This window comes from Paracoccus ferrooxidans, assembly GCF_029909815.1.
GTDB lineage: Bacteria > Pseudomonadota > Alphaproteobacteria > Rhodobacterales > Rhodobacteraceae > Paracoccus > Paracoccus versutus.
On record NZ_CP038202.1, the window covers coordinates 1,291,005 to 1,309,126 of the forward strand.

Annotated in this window: 15 protein-coding genes; 1 reads left to right on the forward strand and 14 read right to left on the reverse strand. The window is 69.2% G+C overall.

The features are described from left to right. Window positions 1-30: 30 nt before the first annotated feature. From E3U26_RS23250 to E3U26_RS23290, 9 genes are all read right to left on the reverse strand, one after another. Window positions 31-1,032, reverse strand: coding sequence for an ABC transporter ATP-binding protein (locus E3U26_RS23250; RefSeq protein ID WP_499106817.1), 1,002 nt, complete (start codon window positions 1,030-1,032; stop codon window positions 31-33). A gap of 3 nt (window positions 1,033-1,035) precedes the next feature. Further along, window positions 1,036-1,869 carry a carbohydrate ABC transporter permease gene (locus tag E3U26_RS23255; RefSeq protein ID WP_036753423.1) on the reverse strand — a complete coding sequence of 278 codons (834 nt, stop codon included), beginning with the start codon at window positions 1,867-1,869 and terminating at the stop codon, window positions 1,036-1,038. Further along, window positions 1,866-2,828, reverse strand: coding sequence for a carbohydrate ABC transporter permease (locus tag E3U26_RS23260; RefSeq protein WP_028713855.1), 963 nt, complete (start codon window positions 2,826-2,828; stop codon window positions 1,866-1,868). The genes E3U26_RS23255 and E3U26_RS23260 overlap by 4 nt, the downstream gene beginning before the upstream one ends. 73 nt (window positions 2,829-2,901) lie before the next feature. Further along, a complete protein-coding gene (locus E3U26_RS23265) occupies window positions 2,902-4,179 on the reverse strand; it encodes an ABC transporter substrate-binding protein (protein ID WP_499106819.1) in 1,278 nt (425 codons plus the stop codon). Between the two features lie 411 nt (window positions 4,180-4,590). After that, window positions 4,591-5,223: an SCO family protein gene (locus E3U26_RS23270; RefSeq protein WP_499106821.1), complete on the reverse strand. Its 633-nt coding sequence runs from the start codon at window positions 5,221-5,223 to the stop codon at window positions 4,591-4,593. Next, complete coding sequence (locus E3U26_RS23275; RefSeq protein ID WP_499106822.1) at window positions 5,210-6,193, reverse strand: DUF1775 domain-containing protein; 984 nt, start codon at window positions 6,191-6,193, stop codon at window positions 5,210-5,212. Before E3U26_RS23275 ends, E3U26_RS23270 begins: the two co-directional genes overlap by 14 nt. A gap of 68 nt (window positions 6,194-6,261) precedes the next feature. Continuing rightward, window positions 6,262-6,681, reverse strand: a complete 420-nt coding sequence (locus tag E3U26_RS23280; RefSeq protein ID WP_036753432.1) for a DUF2946 family protein — start codon at window positions 6,679-6,681, stop codon at window positions 6,262-6,264. 53 nt (window positions 6,682-6,734) lie between these two features. Further along, window positions 6,735-8,378: an ABC transporter permease gene (locus tag E3U26_RS23285; RefSeq protein ID WP_499106824.1), complete on the reverse strand. Its 1,644-nt coding sequence runs from the start codon at window positions 8,376-8,378 to the stop codon at window positions 6,735-6,737. Window positions 8,379-8,400: 22 nt separating this feature from the next. Continuing rightward, window positions 8,401-9,414 (reverse strand): type 2 periplasmic-binding domain-containing protein, encoded by a 1,014-nt coding sequence (locus E3U26_RS23290; protein WP_499106825.1) that lies wholly within the window; start codon window positions 9,412-9,414, stop codon window positions 8,401-8,403. Between the two features lie 92 nt (window positions 9,415-9,506). Here E3U26_RS23290 and E3U26_RS23295 point away from each other — a divergent pair, with 92 nt between their 5' ends. Further along, window positions 9,507-10,610: an ABC transporter ATP-binding protein gene (locus tag E3U26_RS23295; RefSeq protein ID WP_052095842.1), complete on the forward strand. Its 1,104-nt coding sequence runs from the start codon at window positions 9,507-9,509 to the stop codon at window positions 10,608-10,610. A gap of 14 nt (window positions 10,611-10,624) precedes the next feature. Here the strand turns inward: E3U26_RS23295 and E3U26_RS23300 are convergent, their stop codons facing one another. The 5 genes from E3U26_RS23300 to E3U26_RS23320 are packed head-to-tail and all read right to left on the reverse strand — an operon-like array spanning window position 10,625 to window position 18,094. Continuing rightward, window positions 10,625-13,228, reverse strand: coding sequence for a nitrate reductase (locus tag E3U26_RS23300; protein ID WP_499106826.1), 2,604 nt, complete (start codon window positions 13,226-13,228; stop codon window positions 10,625-10,627). An 8-nt stretch (window positions 13,229-13,236) separates the two neighbouring features. Beyond that, window positions 13,237-14,094, reverse strand: coding sequence for a formate/nitrite transporter family protein (locus E3U26_RS23305; RefSeq protein ID WP_499106827.1), 858 nt, complete (start codon window positions 14,092-14,094; stop codon window positions 13,237-13,239). Window positions 14,095-14,105: 11 nt separating this feature from the next. Then, a complete protein-coding gene (gene nirD, locus E3U26_RS23310) occupies window positions 14,106-14,441 on the reverse strand; it encodes a nitrite reductase small subunit NirD (RefSeq protein ID WP_036753448.1) in 336 nt (111 codons plus the stop codon). Further along, entirely contained in the window at window positions 14,438-16,870 is a 2,433-nt protein-coding gene (nirB, locus tag E3U26_RS23315) for a nitrite/sulfite reductase domain-containing protein (protein ID WP_499106829.1), read from the reverse strand. Before nirB ends, nirD begins: the two co-directional genes overlap by 4 nt. A gap of 15 nt (window positions 16,871-16,885) precedes the next feature. Then, window positions 16,886-18,094 carry an MFS transporter gene (locus E3U26_RS23320; RefSeq protein WP_499106830.1) on the reverse strand — a complete coding sequence of 403 codons (1,209 nt, stop codon included), beginning with the start codon at window positions 18,092-18,094 and terminating at the stop codon, window positions 16,886-16,888. Window positions 18,095-18,122: the final 28 nt, after the last annotated feature.

Below are 18,122 nucleotides of genomic sequence, written 5' to 3' on the forward strand. Positions count from 1 at the left end.
TGTTGTTCCCTGCGGGAACGGGTGGTGGGTTCAGCGGATCGGCGCGTCCTTGGCGTCGAAACGGTGCAGGTGGCCTTCGCGCGGCCCAAGGCTCAGCCGCGTGCCCAGCGGCAGGGCCAGCTTGCCCGGCTGGCGCACGACCATGGGCTCGGCCGCGCCGATCTCGACGAAAAGGTAATGGTCGGCGCCCAGATCCTCGGCATGGACGACCTCGCCCGACCAGGGACCGGCCTCGACGATGTCGATATGCTCGGGCCGGATGCCCAGGGTCGCGCAGTCATGCGCATGGGCGAAACCGTCGGTCAGGAAGTTCATCTTGGGACTGCCGATGAAGCCCGCGACGAAGGTCGAGTTCGGCCGCTCGTAAAGCTCGGCCGGGGTGCCGACCTGCTCCAGCTTGCCGTCGCGCAGCACGGCGATGCGGTCGGCCAGCGTCATCGCCTCGACCTGGTCATGGGTGACGTAGATCATCGTCACGTCCTCCATGCCGTGGTGCAGCCTGGCGATCTCCAGCCGCGTCTGCACCCGCAGCGCCGCGTCGAGGTTCGACAGCGGCTCGTCGAACAGAAAGACGCGCGGGTCGCGCACGATGGCGCGGCCGATGGCGACGCGCTGGCGCTGGCCGCCCGACAGCTGCTTGGGCAGGCGGTCCAGCAGATGCTCGATCTGCAAGAGCCGCGCCGCCTCGCGCACGCGGCGGTCGATCTCGGCCTTGCCGGCCTTGGCCAGCTTCATGCCGAAGGCCATGTTGTCATAGACCTTCATATGCGGGTAAAGCGCATAGCTCTGGAACACCATGGCGATGCCGCGGTCCGAGGGCATCAGGTCGTTCACCCGCTGCCCGTCGAACAGCATGTCGCCGGTGGTGATCTCCTCGAGCCCCGAGATCAGCCGCAACAGCGTGGACTTGCCGCAGCCCGAGGGGCCGACGAAGACCATGAACTCGCCCTTGCGGATCTCCAGGTCGATGCCCTTGATGACCTGCAAGCCGCCATAGGACTTGGTGACGTTCTTCAACTCGATCTTGGCCATGGTTCAACCTTTCACGCCGCCGGCGGTCAGGCCCGCCACGATCTTGCGCTGGAAAATGAGGACGAGGACGATCAGCGGCACCGTCACGATGACCGAGGCGGCCATGATCGGGCCCCAGGGGATCTCCTGCTCGGACGCGCCCGAAAGCAGGCCGATGGCCACCGGCACGGTGCGCATGCTTTCGGTGCTGGTGAAGGTCAGCGCGAACAGGAACTCGTTCCAGGCGCCGATGAAGGCCAGAAGCCCGGTCGTCACCATCGCCGGCCACAGCAGCGGCAGGAAGACGCGGGTGATGATGATCCAGGGGCTGGCGCCGTCGACGATCGCCGCCTCCTCGATCTCGACCGGCAGGTCGCGCATGAAGGTGGTCAGCACCCAGACGGTAAAGGGCAGCGTGAAGATCGTATAGGACAGGATCATCGCCCAATGGGTGTTGAAGATGCCCAGGAAGCGCACCAGCTCGAACAGCCCGGCCAGCACCGCGATCTGCGGAAACATCGACACGGCCAGGATGGTCATCAGCAGCAGGCCCCGCCCCCGGAACCGCACCCGCGCCAGCGCATATGAGGCGGTGACGCCCAGGAACAGCGACAGCCCCACCGTGGCCGTGGCGATCACCAGCGAGTTGCCGATGGAGTAAAGGAAGTTCTTCGACCCCAGCACCGCCTGGTAATTGCGCAGGTCGAACCCCGCGGGCAGGTAGTTCACCCGAAACAGCGCCGTCCCCGAGGCGAAGCTGGTCACGACGGCATAGTAGAAGGGAAAGACCGAAAAGACGACGATCACCACGACCAGCGCATAAAAGCCGATCTGTTTCAGCAGCTTGTGACGGGTCATTTCGAGCCCTCCCCGCCCAGGTCCACGCGGCCGAGCCAGATATAGGCGCTGACGAAGACGGCGATAATCGCGAACAGCAGCGTCGATTGCGCCGCGCCATAGGCGAACTTGTCGAAGTCGATCATGTTCTCGCGGCTGATGACCGACATGGTCTTGGTGGCCGAGCTGTTCGGCGTCAGCACATAGATCAGGTCGAAGATGCGCAGCGCGTCGAGCATGCGAAAGATCACCGCCACCATCAGCGCCGGCTTGATCAGCGGCAGGGTGACGCGGAAGAACACCTTGACCGGGTGGATGCCGTCGATCCGCGCCGCCTCGTAGATGTCGCGCGGCACCATCTGCAACCCGGCCAGGATCAGCAGCGCCATGAAGGGCGTGGTCTTCCAGATGTCCACGATCAGCACAGCGGTCATCGCCGTCTCGGTGCTGGCGGTCCAGGCGATCTTCTCGCCGATCAGCCCCAGCCGCAGCAGGATGTCGTTCAGGATCCCGAACTGGTCGTTCAGCATCCAGGCCCACATCTTGGCCGAGACGATGGTCGGGATCGCCCAGGGGATCAGGATGGCGGCGCGCACCAGCGCGCGGCCCTTGAACTCGGCATTCAGCACCAGGGCGACGATCAGGCCCAGCACCGTCTCGAACCCGACCGAGATCAGCGAGAAGCGGACGGTGTTCCAGACCGCGTTCCACCAGGCCGGATCGACCAGCGTGCCGCGCCAGACCACCCGGCCCGAGGACAGCGTGCGCATCGACAGGTAGTTGTCGAAGCCGATCCATTCGCCGCCATAGAGGTTCGACAGCGTGGTGTTGGTGAACGAGAACCAGATGGTGCGCGCCAGCGGCCAGGCCGCGACGCAGAGCAGCGCGAAAAGCATGGGGGCCAGGAACCAGAAGGCCGCCCTTTGCCGACGCTGCCGCAGGCTGGGACCGCCGGGGCGGCCCGCGATGGGGTCAGTCATGGGGGAAACTCCTCATCGGCCGCAAGGGCCGCTCGGGGCCGGCGGGCTTGCGCGCCGGCCCCCGCCAAGCGCCTTACCAGCCCGAACCCTGCATGTCGCTCAGGTCCAGCTCCAGCAGTTCCAGGTTCTCGGCCGCGGTGCCGTTGCCAGACAGCGTGTCATGCACGGCCGACCAGAATTTCGACGAGACCTCGTTATACTTGCTCTTGGTCGGCCCCGAGGGACGCGGCACCGCATCGGCGAAGACCTCTTTCCAGCGCGGGATCAGCGGCACCGCCTCGGCAATCTCGGGGTCGTCGTAAAGCGCGACCACGGTCGGCAGGTTGCCGTCCAGCAGCGCGCGACGCTTCTGCGCCTCGGCCGAGGCGAGATAAAGCGCCAGGTCGACCGCCGCCTCCTGCTTGGTCGAGAATTTCGACACCGCGACGTTCCAGCCGCCCAGGGTCGCGGCCGAGCCGGCCTCTTCGGTGCCGGCGGGCAGCGGCGCCACGTCGAACTTGCCCTTGACCGCGCTGTCCGCGCCCGCGCTCAGCGCGAAGGCATAGGGCCAGTTGCGCATGAAAACGGCATTGCCGGTCTGCCAGACGCCGCGCGCCTCTTCTTCCTTGTGCGCCAGCACGCCGCGCGGGCTGATGGTGCCGATCCAGCCGGCCGCCAATTCCAGCGCCGCCACCGCCTGCGGATTGTTGATCGAGATGGTGCCGTCCGCCTCGACGATCTGGCCGCCGCCAAAGGACTTCACCCATTCCAGCGCGTTGCAGGTCAGCCCCTCATAGGCATTGCCCTGCCAGACGAAGCCCCACAGATCGCCCTGGCCTTCGGCGCGCTCGCCGTCCTGGACCAGCTTGGCGGTCTCGGTCAGCTCGGCCCAGGTCTTGGGCACCGGCTTGCCGTATTTCTCCAGCAGGTCGGTGCGGTAGTAAAGCGCCGGGGCATCGGTATAAAGCGGCAGCGCCACCAGCTTGCCGTCCGAGGTCTGGCTTTCGATGACCGAGGGGAAATGCTCGCCGACAATATCCTTGGCCGCCTCGGACAGGTCGACGAAATATTCGGACAGCTGCGGCGCCCAGATCACGTCGGTCTGATAGAGGTCCACATCCGCCGTCCCCGCCGCCAGCCACAGCCGGTATTGCGCGAACTGGTCCGAGCTGGACTGCGGCATCGGCACCAGCGTCACCGTGTGGCCGGTGCGTTCCTCCCAGGGCTTGACCAGATCCTTGAAATGCTCGGCCTGCTTGCCCACGCCGCCGGCGACATAGAACAGCTCGTCCGCCACGGCAGGCAGCGCGATGCTGCCCAGCAGCGCGGCCAATGCGACCGGGCGCAGCGCGCCCCGGCTGATTTTTCCCATCCTCATCCTCCCCTTGGTAAAGGTGCCTCCCAGCACCGTTCGCAGCATCGGGCGCCCCTGCCTGCGCCCGTTCCGAAACCTTTCGGGAATTTCCTACCGCATCCGGCCGATCCGGTCAATAATTCCGGCAGACCCCGCCGGAAACCTCCGGCATGCGGCAAAAAACCATGCATTTCCCGGGAAAAACCGTATCGGCGCTGCGGGTGTCGCGGCGACCGGGCGGGGCGGCGGATGTCATACGCTAACATCGCAGAGCGCATTTCGCCGCCAAGGGCGCTTTCGCGGCCGAATCACCGGCGCGAGGCCAAGAATCGTCCGCCGCGCAGGTTTCCAAAACATTTCGGAGACGAAAACCGGCCAGACCCGCCGGATCGGGGAAAGCGGCGCCGGAAACCCGGCGCCGCAGGGGCTCTAGCCGTTCAGCAGGCGGCGCAGGCTCGCCAGGGCGCGCTCGCGGTCCTCCTGATAGCCGATCAGCCCGGCATAATCGCCATTGTCGTCAAAGAGCAGCATGGTCGAGGAATGGTCCATGGTGTAGTCGCCCCCTTCCAGCGGCGACTTGCGGGCATAGATGCGGAAGGCCTTGACCGCCTTGGCGACCTCCTCGGGCGCGCCCGAGACGCCGACCACCCCCGGCACCCAGGACACGTATTCGCGCAGCGCCTCGACCGTGTCGCGCTCGGGGTCGACGGTGACGAAGAACACCCGCAGCTTCCTGCCGTCCTCGCCCAGTTCCTCCTGCCAGCTGGCGACGTCGCCCAGCGTGGTCGGGCAGACGTCCGGGCAATGGGTGAAACCGAAGAACACCGCCGAGGGCTGGCCCTTCAGCGCGGCCTGGCTGAACTCGGTACCGTCGGTCGCCACCAGCCGGTAGTCGCCCCGCCCCAGCGCCGCCGTCCCGGCATCGGCGATCGAGCCCGTGCCCGAACCCGAGCGGGGCGAGACGAACTGGAACCAGCCCAAGCCGGCCAGCGCCAGCACGACCAGCGCCCAAAGCGCATAGCGCAGCGGTTTCAACCCGGACTTGCCCTTAGTGCCCGCCATGGCCACCCCCTTGATGCGCCGCCCCGGCATTGCGCGGCCCGACCGCCAGCGGCAGGCTGACCTCGCCCGCCTTCTCGAAGCTCAGCGTGACGTTGACCGTCTCGCCCTCGACCAGCGGCTGTTTCAATTCCATGAACATCAGGTGATAGCCGCCGGGCTTCAATTCAACCGTGGCGCCGGCCGGGATCGCCAGACCCTCGGGCAATTGGCGCATCCGCATCACCTCGCCCTCCATCGCCATCTCGTGGATCTCGGTGCGGCCGGCGAAATCGGCATGGGCCGCGACCAGCCGGTCCTCGGCCCCGCCGTTGGCGATGGTCAGGAAGCCGCCCGCCACCGGCGCGCCGGGGGGCGTCGCGCGGCTGAAGGCGCCGCTGAGCGACAGGTCGCCCAGGACCACCGGCCCGGCCGACGCCGCCTGATCGGCCTGGCCATGCCCGTGTCCATGACCGTGACCAGCCTTGCCCGCCGTGACCGTCAGCCCCGGCGCTGGGTTCGGCACGTCCTTGCTGCCCGAGACGTCGGTCCAGTCGGCCTTGCCATCCGCGCATTCCTGCACGGTCGGGAAATACAGCACCGTGCCCGGCGCCACATCCGCGCCAAGGGTGCCGCGGATGACGAATTCGTCATACCAGTCGTCCTGCAACGCGCCGCCGGACCAGATCACTTCGCGCGCGCCCTCGGTCATCTGCGTGCCGTGGTTGTCGAATGGCTGGGCATAGGCGCCCTTGACCGTCTCCAGCGTCCAGCCCGGTTTGGGCATGGGCTTGGCGTTGTAGAAGCCATCGGGCAGTTGCACCCGCAGGGTGTTGGTCGCCTGGCCGTCGCAGCCGTGGCCGATGCGGATCACCGCGCGATAGGCGGCGCCGGCCGGGGCCTCGGATTTCTCCAGCGTGGCATGGGACAGGGCCGGACCGGCCGCAAGGCCAAGAAGCGTGGCGCAAAGCGCGGCGAAAACAGGTTTTTGCATGATCGTTCTCATCTGATGGGAAAGGCACCGCCGGGCCCTGGCCCGCCGGCTGCCGAAGCAGGATTCCGTCAGATGAGGCGCGGCGGCCCCCGCGCCGAGGGCTCGGGCAGGGCCGAGGCATGCGGCGGGGCCGGCGGCGCGGGCCAAAGCGCCAACCGCGCCGCGGCCGCCATGGGCTGGGGCGCATCGGCGACGACCCCTTGCAGCGCCGGCTGGCCATGCGGCGCCCAGTCGCAGGCATGGGGATCGCCATGCGGCATCTCGTCGGCCGGGACCAGGCTGCCATCGGCCGCCACGGCCATCTGGACCGGCCCCTCGCCCGAACACAGCACGACGGCGACGCTGCCCTGCGCGTCGCGGACGAACATGGTGCCGGGCTGGATCAGCGAGAACAGCAGGAAAGGCAGCACCGCCAGCCAGCAGCACAGGCGCCGCAGCGCCGTGCCGCGTCCAAGCCTCGTCGTCCGATGTCCGCTTCGACCCTGCATGGGCGCAGCCCTGTCAGAAATCGGGGCCGGAGAAAAGGGACAATCTGCCGCAATCACCGGCGAATCGTCCGCGCCAGCACCATCACCGGCAGGATGCCGATGACGACGATGATCAGCGCGGCGATGGCGGCGTCCTCATAGGTGCCGCGCGCCGCCTCGCCGTAAAGATGGGTCGAGAGCGTCTCGAAGTTCAGCGGCCGCAGCAGCAGCGTGGCGGGCAGTTCCTTGACGCAATCGACGAAGATCAACAGCCCCGAGGCCGCCAGCGCCGGGCGCGAGATCGGCACATGCACCTGCCGGAACACCTGGCCGGGGCTGCGGCCCAGCGTCCGCGCCGCATGGTCGAGCGAGGCGGGCACCCGGCTCAGCCCGGCCTCGATCCCGCCGGTGGCGATGGCGAGGAAGCGCGCGACATAGGCATAGACCAGCGCCGCGCCCGACCCCAGCAGCAAAAGCCCCGGCCCCGCGCCCAGCAGCGCCTGCGAGACGGCGGCGATCTGCCGGTCGGCCAGCGCGATCACCGGCAAAAGCCCGATGGCCAGGATGGTGCCCGGCACCGCATAGCCCAGCGTCGAAAGCCGCGCCATGCTGCGGGTCAGGCGCCCCGGCCGCATCCGCGCCGCCCCGGTCACGACCAGGCCCAGCACCAGCGCGACCAGCGTCGCCAGCGCGGCGAAAAGGGCGGTGTTGCCGGCCTCTTCGATGATGCGCGGCGAAAGCCCGGCAAAGCGATAGCGCGCCCAGGCCGCGCCGACCAGATACCAGGCCGGCGCCGCGAAACCCAGGGCCACCGGCAGCGCGCAGACCAGCGTGGCCCCCCAGGCGCGCCAGCCGCCCAGGCGGGTGCGCCGCAGGGGCTGCGCGCCCGCGGCATAGCGCTGGCGCCGGCGGCCGCGGCGCTCCAGCATCACCAGCGCCATGGTGATGGCCAGCATCGCCAGCGCGATCTGCGCCGCCCCCGGCAGGTCCGAGCGGTTGATCCAGGTCGAATAGACCGAGACGGTCAGCGTGCGCACGCCCAGGAACTCGGCCGCGCCGATGTCGTTCATCGCCTCCATCAGCGCCAGCGCCGTGCCGATGGCGACGGCGGGCCGGGCCAGCGGCAGGGCCACGCGCAGGAAGCCGGCGACCGGCCCCGCCCCCAGGCTCCGCCCCGCATCCAGCAGGTTGCCGGCCTGCATGGCGAACAGCGCCCGCACCGGCAGGTAGACATAGGGGTAAAGCACCAGCCCCAAGAGCAGGATGCAGCCCGGCATCGAGCGGATGTCGGGCAGGCGGAACTCGCGCGGGCTGGAATAGCCCAGCCAGCCGCGGATTGCGCCCTGCACCGGCCCGACCGGGTGCAAGAGGTCCAGATAGGCATAGGCGACGATATAGGTCGGCACCGCCAGCGGCAGCAGCAGCGCCCAGCCGAAGAAGCGCCGGCCCGGAAAGTCGCAGGCCGCGACCAGCCAGGCCGTGACCGTGCCCAGCGTGGCGACGATGGCGCCGACGCCGACCAGCAGGATCACCGTCTGCCGCGCCGCCACCGGCAGCACGTTGCTGACCAGATGCGCCCAGAGCCCCGGACTGCCCCGCAGCGCGAACAGCCCCAGCGCCAGAACCGGCAGCAGGACAAGCGCGGCGACGGCCAGTGCCGCCGCCTGCCAGCCCATCCCCGCGCGGACGCGGGGGGCTCGTGTCAGTTCCGGGGTCATGCGGCCTGCGCCCGCGGCGGGCTCAGTTGTCGAAGCCGACCGCCTCGGCCAGTTCGCTCGCCGCCTTGCGCTGGCGGGCGATCTCGGTCAGGTCGGTGCCGTCGACCTGAAGCCCCGCCATGTCCTCGATCACCGGGCTGACCGCGACGCCGGGCTTGACCGGATATTCGAAATTCGCCTCGGCATAGATCCTTTGCGCCTCGTCCGAGACCAGGTATTCCAGCAACTGCACCGCCTGGTCGCGGTTCGGCGCGTGCTTGGCCACCGCCGCGCCCGAGACGTTGACCTGCGTGCCGCCGCCCTCGAAGGTGGGCAGGATGACCTTGATCGCCTTGACCCATTCCTCCTGCTCGGGGCCGCCGGCACCGCTGCGCATCAACCCGACGTAATAGGAATTGGCGATGCCGATCTCGCAGATGCCGCCCATGATGTCGCGCGCCACGTCGCGGTCGCCGCCGCCGGCGGTGCGGGCCAGGTTCGCCTTGACGCCTTCCAGCCATGCCTTGGCGGCCTCTTCGCCGTGATGCACGATGTAGGAGGCGGTCAGCGCCACGTTATAGGGATGCTGCCCCGAACGGATGCAGACCTTGCCCTTCCATTCCGGCTTGGCCAGATCCTCGTAGGTGAAGCTCGCCAGGTCCAGATCCTTGTCGGCGTAAAGCACCCGCGCCCGCTGCGACAGCGCGAACCAGTTGCCGTCCTTGTCGCGCAGGTTCTCGGGGATGGCGGCGGCCAGCACCTCGGATTCGAGCGGCTGGGTCAGGCCGCGGTCGACCAGGTCGACCAGGTTGCCGATGTCCACGGTCATCAGAACGTCGGCGGGCGAGGCGTCGCCTTCCTGCTCGACCCGCTCGGGCAGGCCGTCCTTGAGGAAGATCGTGTTGACCTTCACCCCGGTGGTTTCGCTGAACGATGCCAGCAGCGGCTCGATCAGATTCGGCTCGCGCGTGGTGTAAAGGTTCAATTCCTGGGCGCTTGCGGCGACGGCCTGTGCCGCCAACAGGACACCGATCACTCCAGATAGTCCGACACGCATTCCCTGTCCTCCTTGCGATTTCTCGACATGTTTACTAAACTAATTAGTAATGTAAACTATTCTCATGCGGTTGCGGTCACGAAGGGATGCCGATGAACCAATTCGCCAGCCCTCCCGACTGGGCCAGCCAGGTGGATGCGCCAGATGCCACCCCGTCCCTGCCCATGCTGGAGGTCGAGGCGCTGTGCCGCCGCTTCGCCGGCGTGGCGGCGGTCGAGGATGTCGGCTTTCGCGTGGCGCCGGGCCAGGTGACATGCCTGCTGGGCCCTTCGGGCTGCGGCAAGTCCACCACGCTGCGCATGATCGCCGGCATCGAGCGTCCCGATTCCGGCGCCGTCCGCATCGCCGGCCGGCCGATGTCGGGCGCCGGCGCCTTCCTTCCGCCCGAACGCCGGCCGGTCGGCATGGTGTTCCAGGATTTCGCGCTGTTCCCGCATCTGGACGTGGCGGCGAATGTCGGCTTCGGCCTGCGCGGCCCGGCGCGGCAGGACCGCGACCGGATCGCCGCGCTGCTGGAGCGCGTGGGCCTGTCCGGCCATGCCGCGAAATACCCGCACGAGCTTTCGGGCGGCGAGCAGCAGCGCGTGGCGCTGATCCGGGCCCTGGCGCCGCGCCCTTGCCTGATGCTGATGGACGAGCCCTTCTCCAGCCTCGACCACCGGCTGCGCGACGGGGTGCGCGACGCGGCGCTTGACCTGCTGCGCGAAACCGAAACCGCGGTGGTGATGGTCACGCACGACCCCGAAGAGGCGATGCTGATGGGCCATCGCATCGCCGTCATGCGCCGGGGCCGGCTGATCCAGGAAGGCCGCCCGGACGAGCTTTACAACCGCCCGGCCGACCGCGGCGTGGCGGCCTTCTTCTCGGACCTGAACATCGTCGCGGGACGGGTGGCGGGCGGGCGGGTGCAGACCGTGCTGGGCGCCTTTCCCGCCCCCGGCCTTGCCGAAGGCAGCCGGGCCGAGGTCGCCGTCCGCCCGCAGCACCTGGTCCCGGCCGAGGCCGGCGGCACCCCGGCGCGGGTCGAGCGCGCGCGCTATCTGGGCCGCGAAAGCCTGATCGAGATCCGGCTGGAACCCGGCGGCGCGGCGATGAAATCCCGCATCCCCGGCCTGGTCCTGCCCGCGCCGGGCAGCCTGATCCGCGTCGCAGTCCAGCCCGGCAGCGCCATGGTCTTTGCCGGCGACGGCGAATAGGCGCGGCCCATTCCCTATTCGGCGGCGGCGCGGCAGGCGGTGCCGGCCTCCAGCAGCGCGCGGATCTCGGGCCGGCACGAGCCGCAATTGGTGCCCGCCCGCAGCGCCTGCCCCACCGCCTCGACCGAGGTCAGGGCCTGGCTGGCGATGGCCCGCACGATGCTGTTCACGCCGATGCCGAAGCAGGCGCAGACCAGCGCGCCTTCGTCCGGGCGGTCGGCGCCGGGGCGGCCGGCCAGCGCCTCGGCCCCGCTTTCGCCCAGCAGCGCCGCGACATGGCTGCGCGACAGGCCCACCGGCTCGGGCGCGACGAACAGCGCCGCCCGCAAGCGGCCCTCGCGCAGGAAGGCCAGCCGCACCTGCCCGCGGGCGCGGTCATGCAGCACCAGCGGCTCGTCCGGCAGGCCGAACAGCGCGCGGGCATGGGCGGTCCAGTCCTGCACCGGCTCCAGCCCGGCCAGTTCGGCCTGCTCGCCCCGCGGCAGCGTGGCCCGCGCCCAATAGGCGCAATCCGGGCGGATCGGACCCGCCGAGACGGCAAAGCCGAACCAGCGCGCGGCAAAGGGCCGGATCGCCACCGCCGCCGATTTCAGCGCCGGCTGGCCCGAGACCGGATCGACCGTCCCCGGCACCAGCGCATCGACCCGGCCCGAGGGCGCGGTCTCGCCCGTCCAATGCATCGGCGCAAAGGGATGGCCCGGCGCCACGCGGTCGCTGACCAGCACCCGCAGCACGGCGCGGCCATGCGGGCTTACGACCTCGGCCAGGCTGGCGGGCGCCAGGCCCAGCCGGGCGGCATCGCCGGGATGCAGCTCCAGGAAGGGCTCGGCCAGGTGGCGCGACAGGCGCGGCGACAGGCCGGTGCGGGTCATCGTGTGCCAATGGTCGCGCACCCGGCCGGTGTTCAGCCGGAACGGCCGATCCGCGCCAGCCGGCTGCGGCACGCGCGGCGTGACCGCGACCAGCCGCCCGCGACCCGAGGGCGTATGGAACCGCCCGTCGCCAAAGAAGCGCCCGCCCTGCCGGCGCGCCGATTGCGGCCACAGGAAGGGCTCCAGCGCGTCATATTCCGCCTGGGCGATGCCGGTATGGGCCGAGATGTCGAAATCGCTGCCCAACCCGCCCGCGATGCCCGACAGCGCGGCATGTTCGGCAAAGACCTGCGCCGGGCTGGTCCAGCCGAAGGCCCCCGGCCAGCCCATGCGGCGCCCGACCTCGGCCAGAATGCGCCAGTCGTCGCGCGCCTGGCCCGCGGGGGCGAGCGTCCGGCGCTGGCGGCTGATGCGGCGTTCCGAATTCGTCACCGTGCCGTCCTTTTCGCCCCAGCCGGTCGCCGGCAGCAGGACATGCGCCAGCCGCGTGGTGTCGGTCCGCGCCATGATGTCCGAGACCACGACGAAATCGCAGCCGGCGATGGCGCGGGCGACGCGATCGGCCTCGGGCATGGTCACGGCAGGGTTGGTGCAGATGATCCACAGCGCCTTGATCCGGCCGTCCTCGACGGCGCGGAACATGTCCACGGCCTTCAGCCCCGGCCGCTCGGCCATGCGGGGCGCGTTCCAGAAACCGCGCACCGCCGCGCGATGCGCGGGGTTCTCGATCTCCAGGTGGCAGGCCAGCATGTTGGCGAGCCCGCCGACCTCTCGCCCGCCCATGGCGTTGGGCTGGCCGGTGACGCTGAGCGGGCCCATGCCCGGCCGGCCGATGCGGCCGCTGGCCAGGTGGCAGTTCAGGATCGCGTTCACCTTGTCGGTGCCGCTGTCGGACTGGTTCACGCCCTGCGACCAGACCGTCACCACCTTGTCGCTGTGCAGCCACAGGTCGAGGAACTGCCTGATCTGGCTGTGCGCCAGCCCGGTGGCCGAGGGCAGCGTCTCGCGCGCCGCAGTCATGGCATCCTCGATTCCTTCCAGGTTGTCGGCGCAGATCTCTGATCTTCTGCCGATTTCTGCCAGCAGCAGGTTGAACAGCGCCGCATCCGAACCCGGCGCCAGCGGCAGATGCAGGTCGGCGATGTCGCAACTCGCGGTGCGGCGCGGATCGATCACCACGACCCGCGTGCCCCGCGCCTCGCGCGCCGCGGCCAGCCGCTGGTAAAGCACCGGATGGCACCAGGCCAGGTTCGAGCCGACCAGCACCACCGTATCGGCCAGCTCCAGATCCTCGTAGAGCCCCGGCACCGTGTCCGAACCGAAGGCCCGCCGGTGCCCCGCCACCGCCGAGGCCATGCAAAGCCGCGAATTGGTGTCGATGTTGCCCGAGCCGATGAAGCCCTTCATCAGCTTGTTGGCGACATAGTAATCCTCGGTCAGGAGCTGGCCCGAGACGTAGAAGCCGACCGAATCCGGCCCGTGTTCGGCGATGGTTTCGGTGAATCGGCGCGCGACCAGGTCCAGCGCCTCGTCCCAGCCGGCCTCGCGCCCGTGGATGCGCGGGGCGAGCAGCCGGCCGGCATGGCCGACCGTCTCGCCGAGCGCCGAGCCCTTGACGCAGAGCCGGCCCTTGTTCGCCGGATGCGCGGGGTCTCCGGCGATGCCCAGCCCGCCGCGGCCGTCCGGCGCGGCCAGCACGCCGCAGCCCACGCCGCAATAGGGACAGGTGGTGCGGATGGTCTGCATCGGGGCCCTCACTCGGCGGGAACGGCGGGGGCTTCGGGGCGGGCACCGGCATCCGCATCCGCCGCGCGGCGGGGCGAGGTCTTGTGATGCGTGGCATAGATCATCGCGCCGACAAAGGTCAGCCCGCCGACCAGGTTGCCCAGCACGGTCGGGATCTCGTTCCAGATCATGTAGTCCATGATGGTGAACTGCCCGCCCAGAAGCAGCCCGGCCGGGAACAGGAACATGTTCACGATGGAATGCTCGAACCCCATGTAGAAGAAGACCAGGATCGGCATCCACATGGCGATGACCTTGCCCGAGACGGTGGTGGACATCATCGCCGCCACCACGCCGGTCGAGACCATCCAGTTGCACATGACCGCGCGGATGAACAGCGTCAGCATCCCCGCCGCGCCATGGGCGGCATAGCCGAGCGTCCGCCCCTCGCCGATATGGCCGATCTTTTCGCCGACCGCGTTCGGCGCCTCGGAAAAGCCGAAGGTGACGATGATCGCCATGAAGACCGCGACGGTGAAGGCGCCGGCGAAATTGCCGGCGAACACCAGCCCCCAGTTGCGCAGCATGCCGCGCGGCGTCACCCCCGGCCGGCGGTCGATCAGCGCCAGCGGCACCAGCGTGAACACCCCGGTGAGCAGGTCGAAGCCCAGCAGGTAGAGCATGCAGAAGCCGACCGGGAACAACAACGCGCCGATCAGCGGCTCGCCCGTGTTCACGGTGACGGTCACGGCAAAGGCCGCCGCCAGCGCCAGGATCGCCCCGGCCATATAGGCGCGGATCAGGGTGTCCTTGGTGGACATGAAGACCTTGGCCTCGCCGGCATCGATCATTTTCTTCGCGAAATCAGCAGGATTGACGTAGGACATGATGCAACTCCTCAGGCGGCGTTCGAGCGGGAGACGAGTTCGGCGCTGATCAGGACGCGGCCCCGCTCGACGCGGACGGGCCAGGTGCGGACCGCGCCCTCGTCGGCGCCCTGCGCGGCGCCCGAGTTCATGTCGAACACCCAGTTGTGCAGCGGGCAGGTCACGCGATCGCCATGAACCATGCCCTCGGACAGCGGGCCGCCCTTGTGCGGGCAGCGGTCGTCCAGGGCAAAGACCCGGTCGTCCAGCGTGCGGAATACCGCGACGCAGCCCTGCGCGGTGCGGATCACCCGCGCGCCCTGGCGGGGGATGTCGTCCAGGGCTCCGATGTCGACAAAGATGGTCATTCCGCGGCCTCCAGGGTCAGATCGGCAAGGGGCGCCCATTTGGGCGTCTCGGTGGTGGTGGAATGCTCGGCCCAGGGGTCGCGGCGATAGACCGACTGGCTGACCTCGAAGCGCTCGACCAGCGCGCGGCGGGTCGGCAGGTCCGCGACCTGCACCTTCACCCAGTCGAGCCCGACCTTGGCCACCCATTTATAGGGCCGGTCCAGATAGCGCGCGTGCTCGCGGTAAAGCTGGATGAAGGCGGTGATGATCTCGACCGCCTCGTCCTCGGAGGGGGTCGAGGCCAGGGGCTCGGTCTCCTTCACCTCCATCCCGGCGGCGCCGGCGACGCTGATCTGGTAGCCGCTGTCGACGCAGATCACGCCCACGTCCTTGCAGGTCGCCTCGGCGCAGTTGCGCGGGCAGCCCGAGACGCCCAGCTTGACCTTGTGCGGCGTCCAGGACCCCCAGAGCAGCTTTTCCAGCCTGATCCCCAGCCCGGTCGAATCCTGGGTGCCGAAGCGGCAGAACTCGCTGCCGACGCAGGTCTTCACCGTGCGCAGCCCCTTGGAATAGGCGTGGCCCGAGACCAGCCCGGCCGCGTTCAGGTCGGCCCAGATATGCGGCAGATCCTCTTTGCGCACACCCAGCAGGTCGATGCGCTGCCCGCCCGTGACCTTGACCATGGGCACGGCATATTTCTCGGCCGCGTCGGCGATGGCGCGCAGCTCGCCCGGCGTGGTGACGCCGCCCCACATGCGCGGCACCACAGAATAGGTGCCGTCCTTCTGGATATTGGCGTGGTTCCGCTCGTTGACAAAGCGGGACTGGCGGTCGTCGCGATAGTCCAGCGGGTATTCGGCCAGCAGGTAATAGTTCAGCGCCGGGCGGCAGGAATGGCAGCCGCCCACGGTCTTCCAGCCCAGCTCCTGCATGACGGCCGGGATCGACGTCAGCCCCATCGAGCGGATCAGCCGCCGCACGTCCTCGTGGCTGTGGTCGGTGCATTTGCACATGCCGGCGGGGACGGGCGCGACGAAGCCGTCGCCCAGGGTCAGCTTCATCACCTGCTCGACCAGCCCGGTGCAGGTGCCGCACGATCCCGACGCCTTGGTGCAGGCGCGCACGGCGTCCAGCGTGTGGGCGCCGCCCAGCACGGCATCGACGATGGTGCCCTTGCAAACGCCGTTGCAGCCGCAGATCTCCGCCTCAGGCGGCAAGGCTGCAACGGCCGCCATAGGGTCCAGCGTGGTCCCCCCCTGGAAGGCCGGGCCGAAGATCAGCGTGTCGCGCATCTCGCTGATGTCGGTTTCGTCCTTCATCAGCCCATAGAACCAGTTGCCGTCGGCGGTGTCGCCATACATGACGACGCCGATGATGCGGTCGTTCTCCAGCACCAGCCGCTTGTAGATGCCGCGGCCGGGGTCGCGAAAGACGATGTCCTCGCGCCCCTCGCCTTCGGCGAAATCGCCGGCGCTGTAGAGGTCACAGCCCGTCACCTTCAGCTTGGTCGCGGTCTGCACCGGGCGGAACGCGGCTTCCTCGCCCAGCAGGGTCCGGGCCAGCACCTTGGCCTGGTCGTAAAGCGGCGCGACAAGGCCGAAGACCTGGCCGCGATGCTCGACGCATTCGCCGAGCGCGAAGATATGCGGGTCGCTGGTGCGCAGGGCGTCGTCGACGACGATGCCGCGCTCGACCTCCAGATGCGCGTCATTGGCCAGCCGCACCTCGGGGCGGATGCCGACGGCCATGCAGACCAGGTCGGCGGCATGGACGGTACCGTCCTCCAGCAGCACGGCCTCGGCCCGGTCGTGGCCCAGGATCGCCTTGGTCGCGCCCTTGCAATGCACCTTGATGCCGCGCCGCTCCAGGTCGCGCTGCAGCAGGTAGCCGGCGGCGGGGTCCAGCTGCCGCTCCATCAGGTGGCCCATCAGGTGGACGACGGTGACGCTGGCCCCCCGCGCCGCCATGCCGGCCGCCGCCTCAAGGCCCAGCAGCCCGCCGCCGATCACCACCGCGTCCTTGCCGGCGACGCCGGCCTCGATCATCGCATTGGTGTCCTCGAGGTCGCGATAGGTCACGACGCCCGGCAGGTCGCTGCCCGGCACCGGGATGATGAAGGGCGCCGAGCCGGTGGCGATGACCAGCGCGTCATAGGGCGCGCCGCCCGTGTTGGAATAGACGGCGCGATTGGCGCGGTCGATCCTGACCACCGGCTCGCCGAAGCGGCAATCGACGCCATGCGCGGCATACCAGTCCGCGTCATGGGTGACGATCTGCTCATAGGTCTTTTCGCCCGACAGGACCGGCGACAGCATCAGCCGGTTGTAATTGCCGCGCGGCTCGGCATTGAACAGGGTGACATGCCATTCGCCGGACGCGGCCTCGAACAGTTGCTCCAGCAGGCGGCCCGAGGCCATGCCGGCGCCGATGACGACGAGTTTCTTCATCGCGTGACTCCTTTCTCAGGCGGCTTGCAGGGGCGCGCGGCCCATCTGGCGGATCGAGGCATGCATCCAGAGCGCGCAGGCCCCGACCAGCAGGAACAGCGCCATGAAGCAGCTGGACCACAGCCCGGTCTGGTCGCGCAGCCAGCCGAAAAGCAGCGGCAGCAGGAACCCGCCAAGGCCGCCGATCATGCCCACGAGCCCGCCCACCGCGCCGACATGGCCGGGGTAATAGCTGGGGATGTGCTTGTAGACGGCGGCCTTGCCCAGGCTCATGAAGAAGCCAAGGACGAAGATCACCGCCAGGAAGACCGGCACCGGCACGCCCGAGGGGATCGAAAGGATCCCGGTCGCGACCAGCGAGACGGCGAAGGTCGCATACATCACCGTCCGCGCGCCGATCCGGTCCGACAGCACCCCGCCATAAGCGCGAAAGATCGAGCCGGGGATGGAATAGGCCGCGCCGATCATGCCGGCGGTGGCGATGTCGAAGCCGTAGACCTGCGTCAGGTAATGCGGCAGCCACAGCGCCAGCGCCACGAAGCCGCCGAAGCTGAAGAAGTAATAGGCCGAGAAGCGCCAGACCCGGACCTGGCCCAGCGGCGCGAACTCGGCGCGCAGCGGCGCCTTGCGGCCGGCCCCTGCGGCGGTGACGGGATCGTCCTTGCTGAAAAGCCAGAACAGCACCGCGGTCAGCGCCAGCGCGCCGGCCCAGATCTGCGCGGTCGCCTGCCAGCCCAGCGCCAGCATGACGAAGGGCGCGGCGAACTTGGTCACGGCGGCGCCGACATTGCCGACCCCGAAGATGCCCAGCGCCGTGCCCTGCCGCCCCTCGGCATAGAAGCGCGAGACATAGGCGACGCCCACGGCGAAGGAGCCGCCGGCCAGCCCGACGCCCAGCGCCGCCAGCAGCATCTGCGGCCAGGTCGAGGCATGGGACAGAAGGAAGGTCGCGCCGGCGGCGGCCAGCATGGTCAGCGTATAGACGCGCCGCCCGCCCAGCCGGTCGGTCAGCACGCCCAGCGCGATGCGCACCAGCGAGCCGGTCAGGATCGGCAGGCCGATCAGCAGGCCGAACTGGGTCTCGGTCAGGGAAAGCTGCTCGCGGATCTGCAGGCCGATGATCGAGAAGATCGTCCAGACCGCAAAGCAGATGGTGAAGGCGAAGGTCGAGAGGCCCAGCGCGCGGCTGGCCTCGGAGGGCGGAACGGGGGAAACGGCGGGCATGGTGGCTCCGATGCGTTGCTGATGGCGA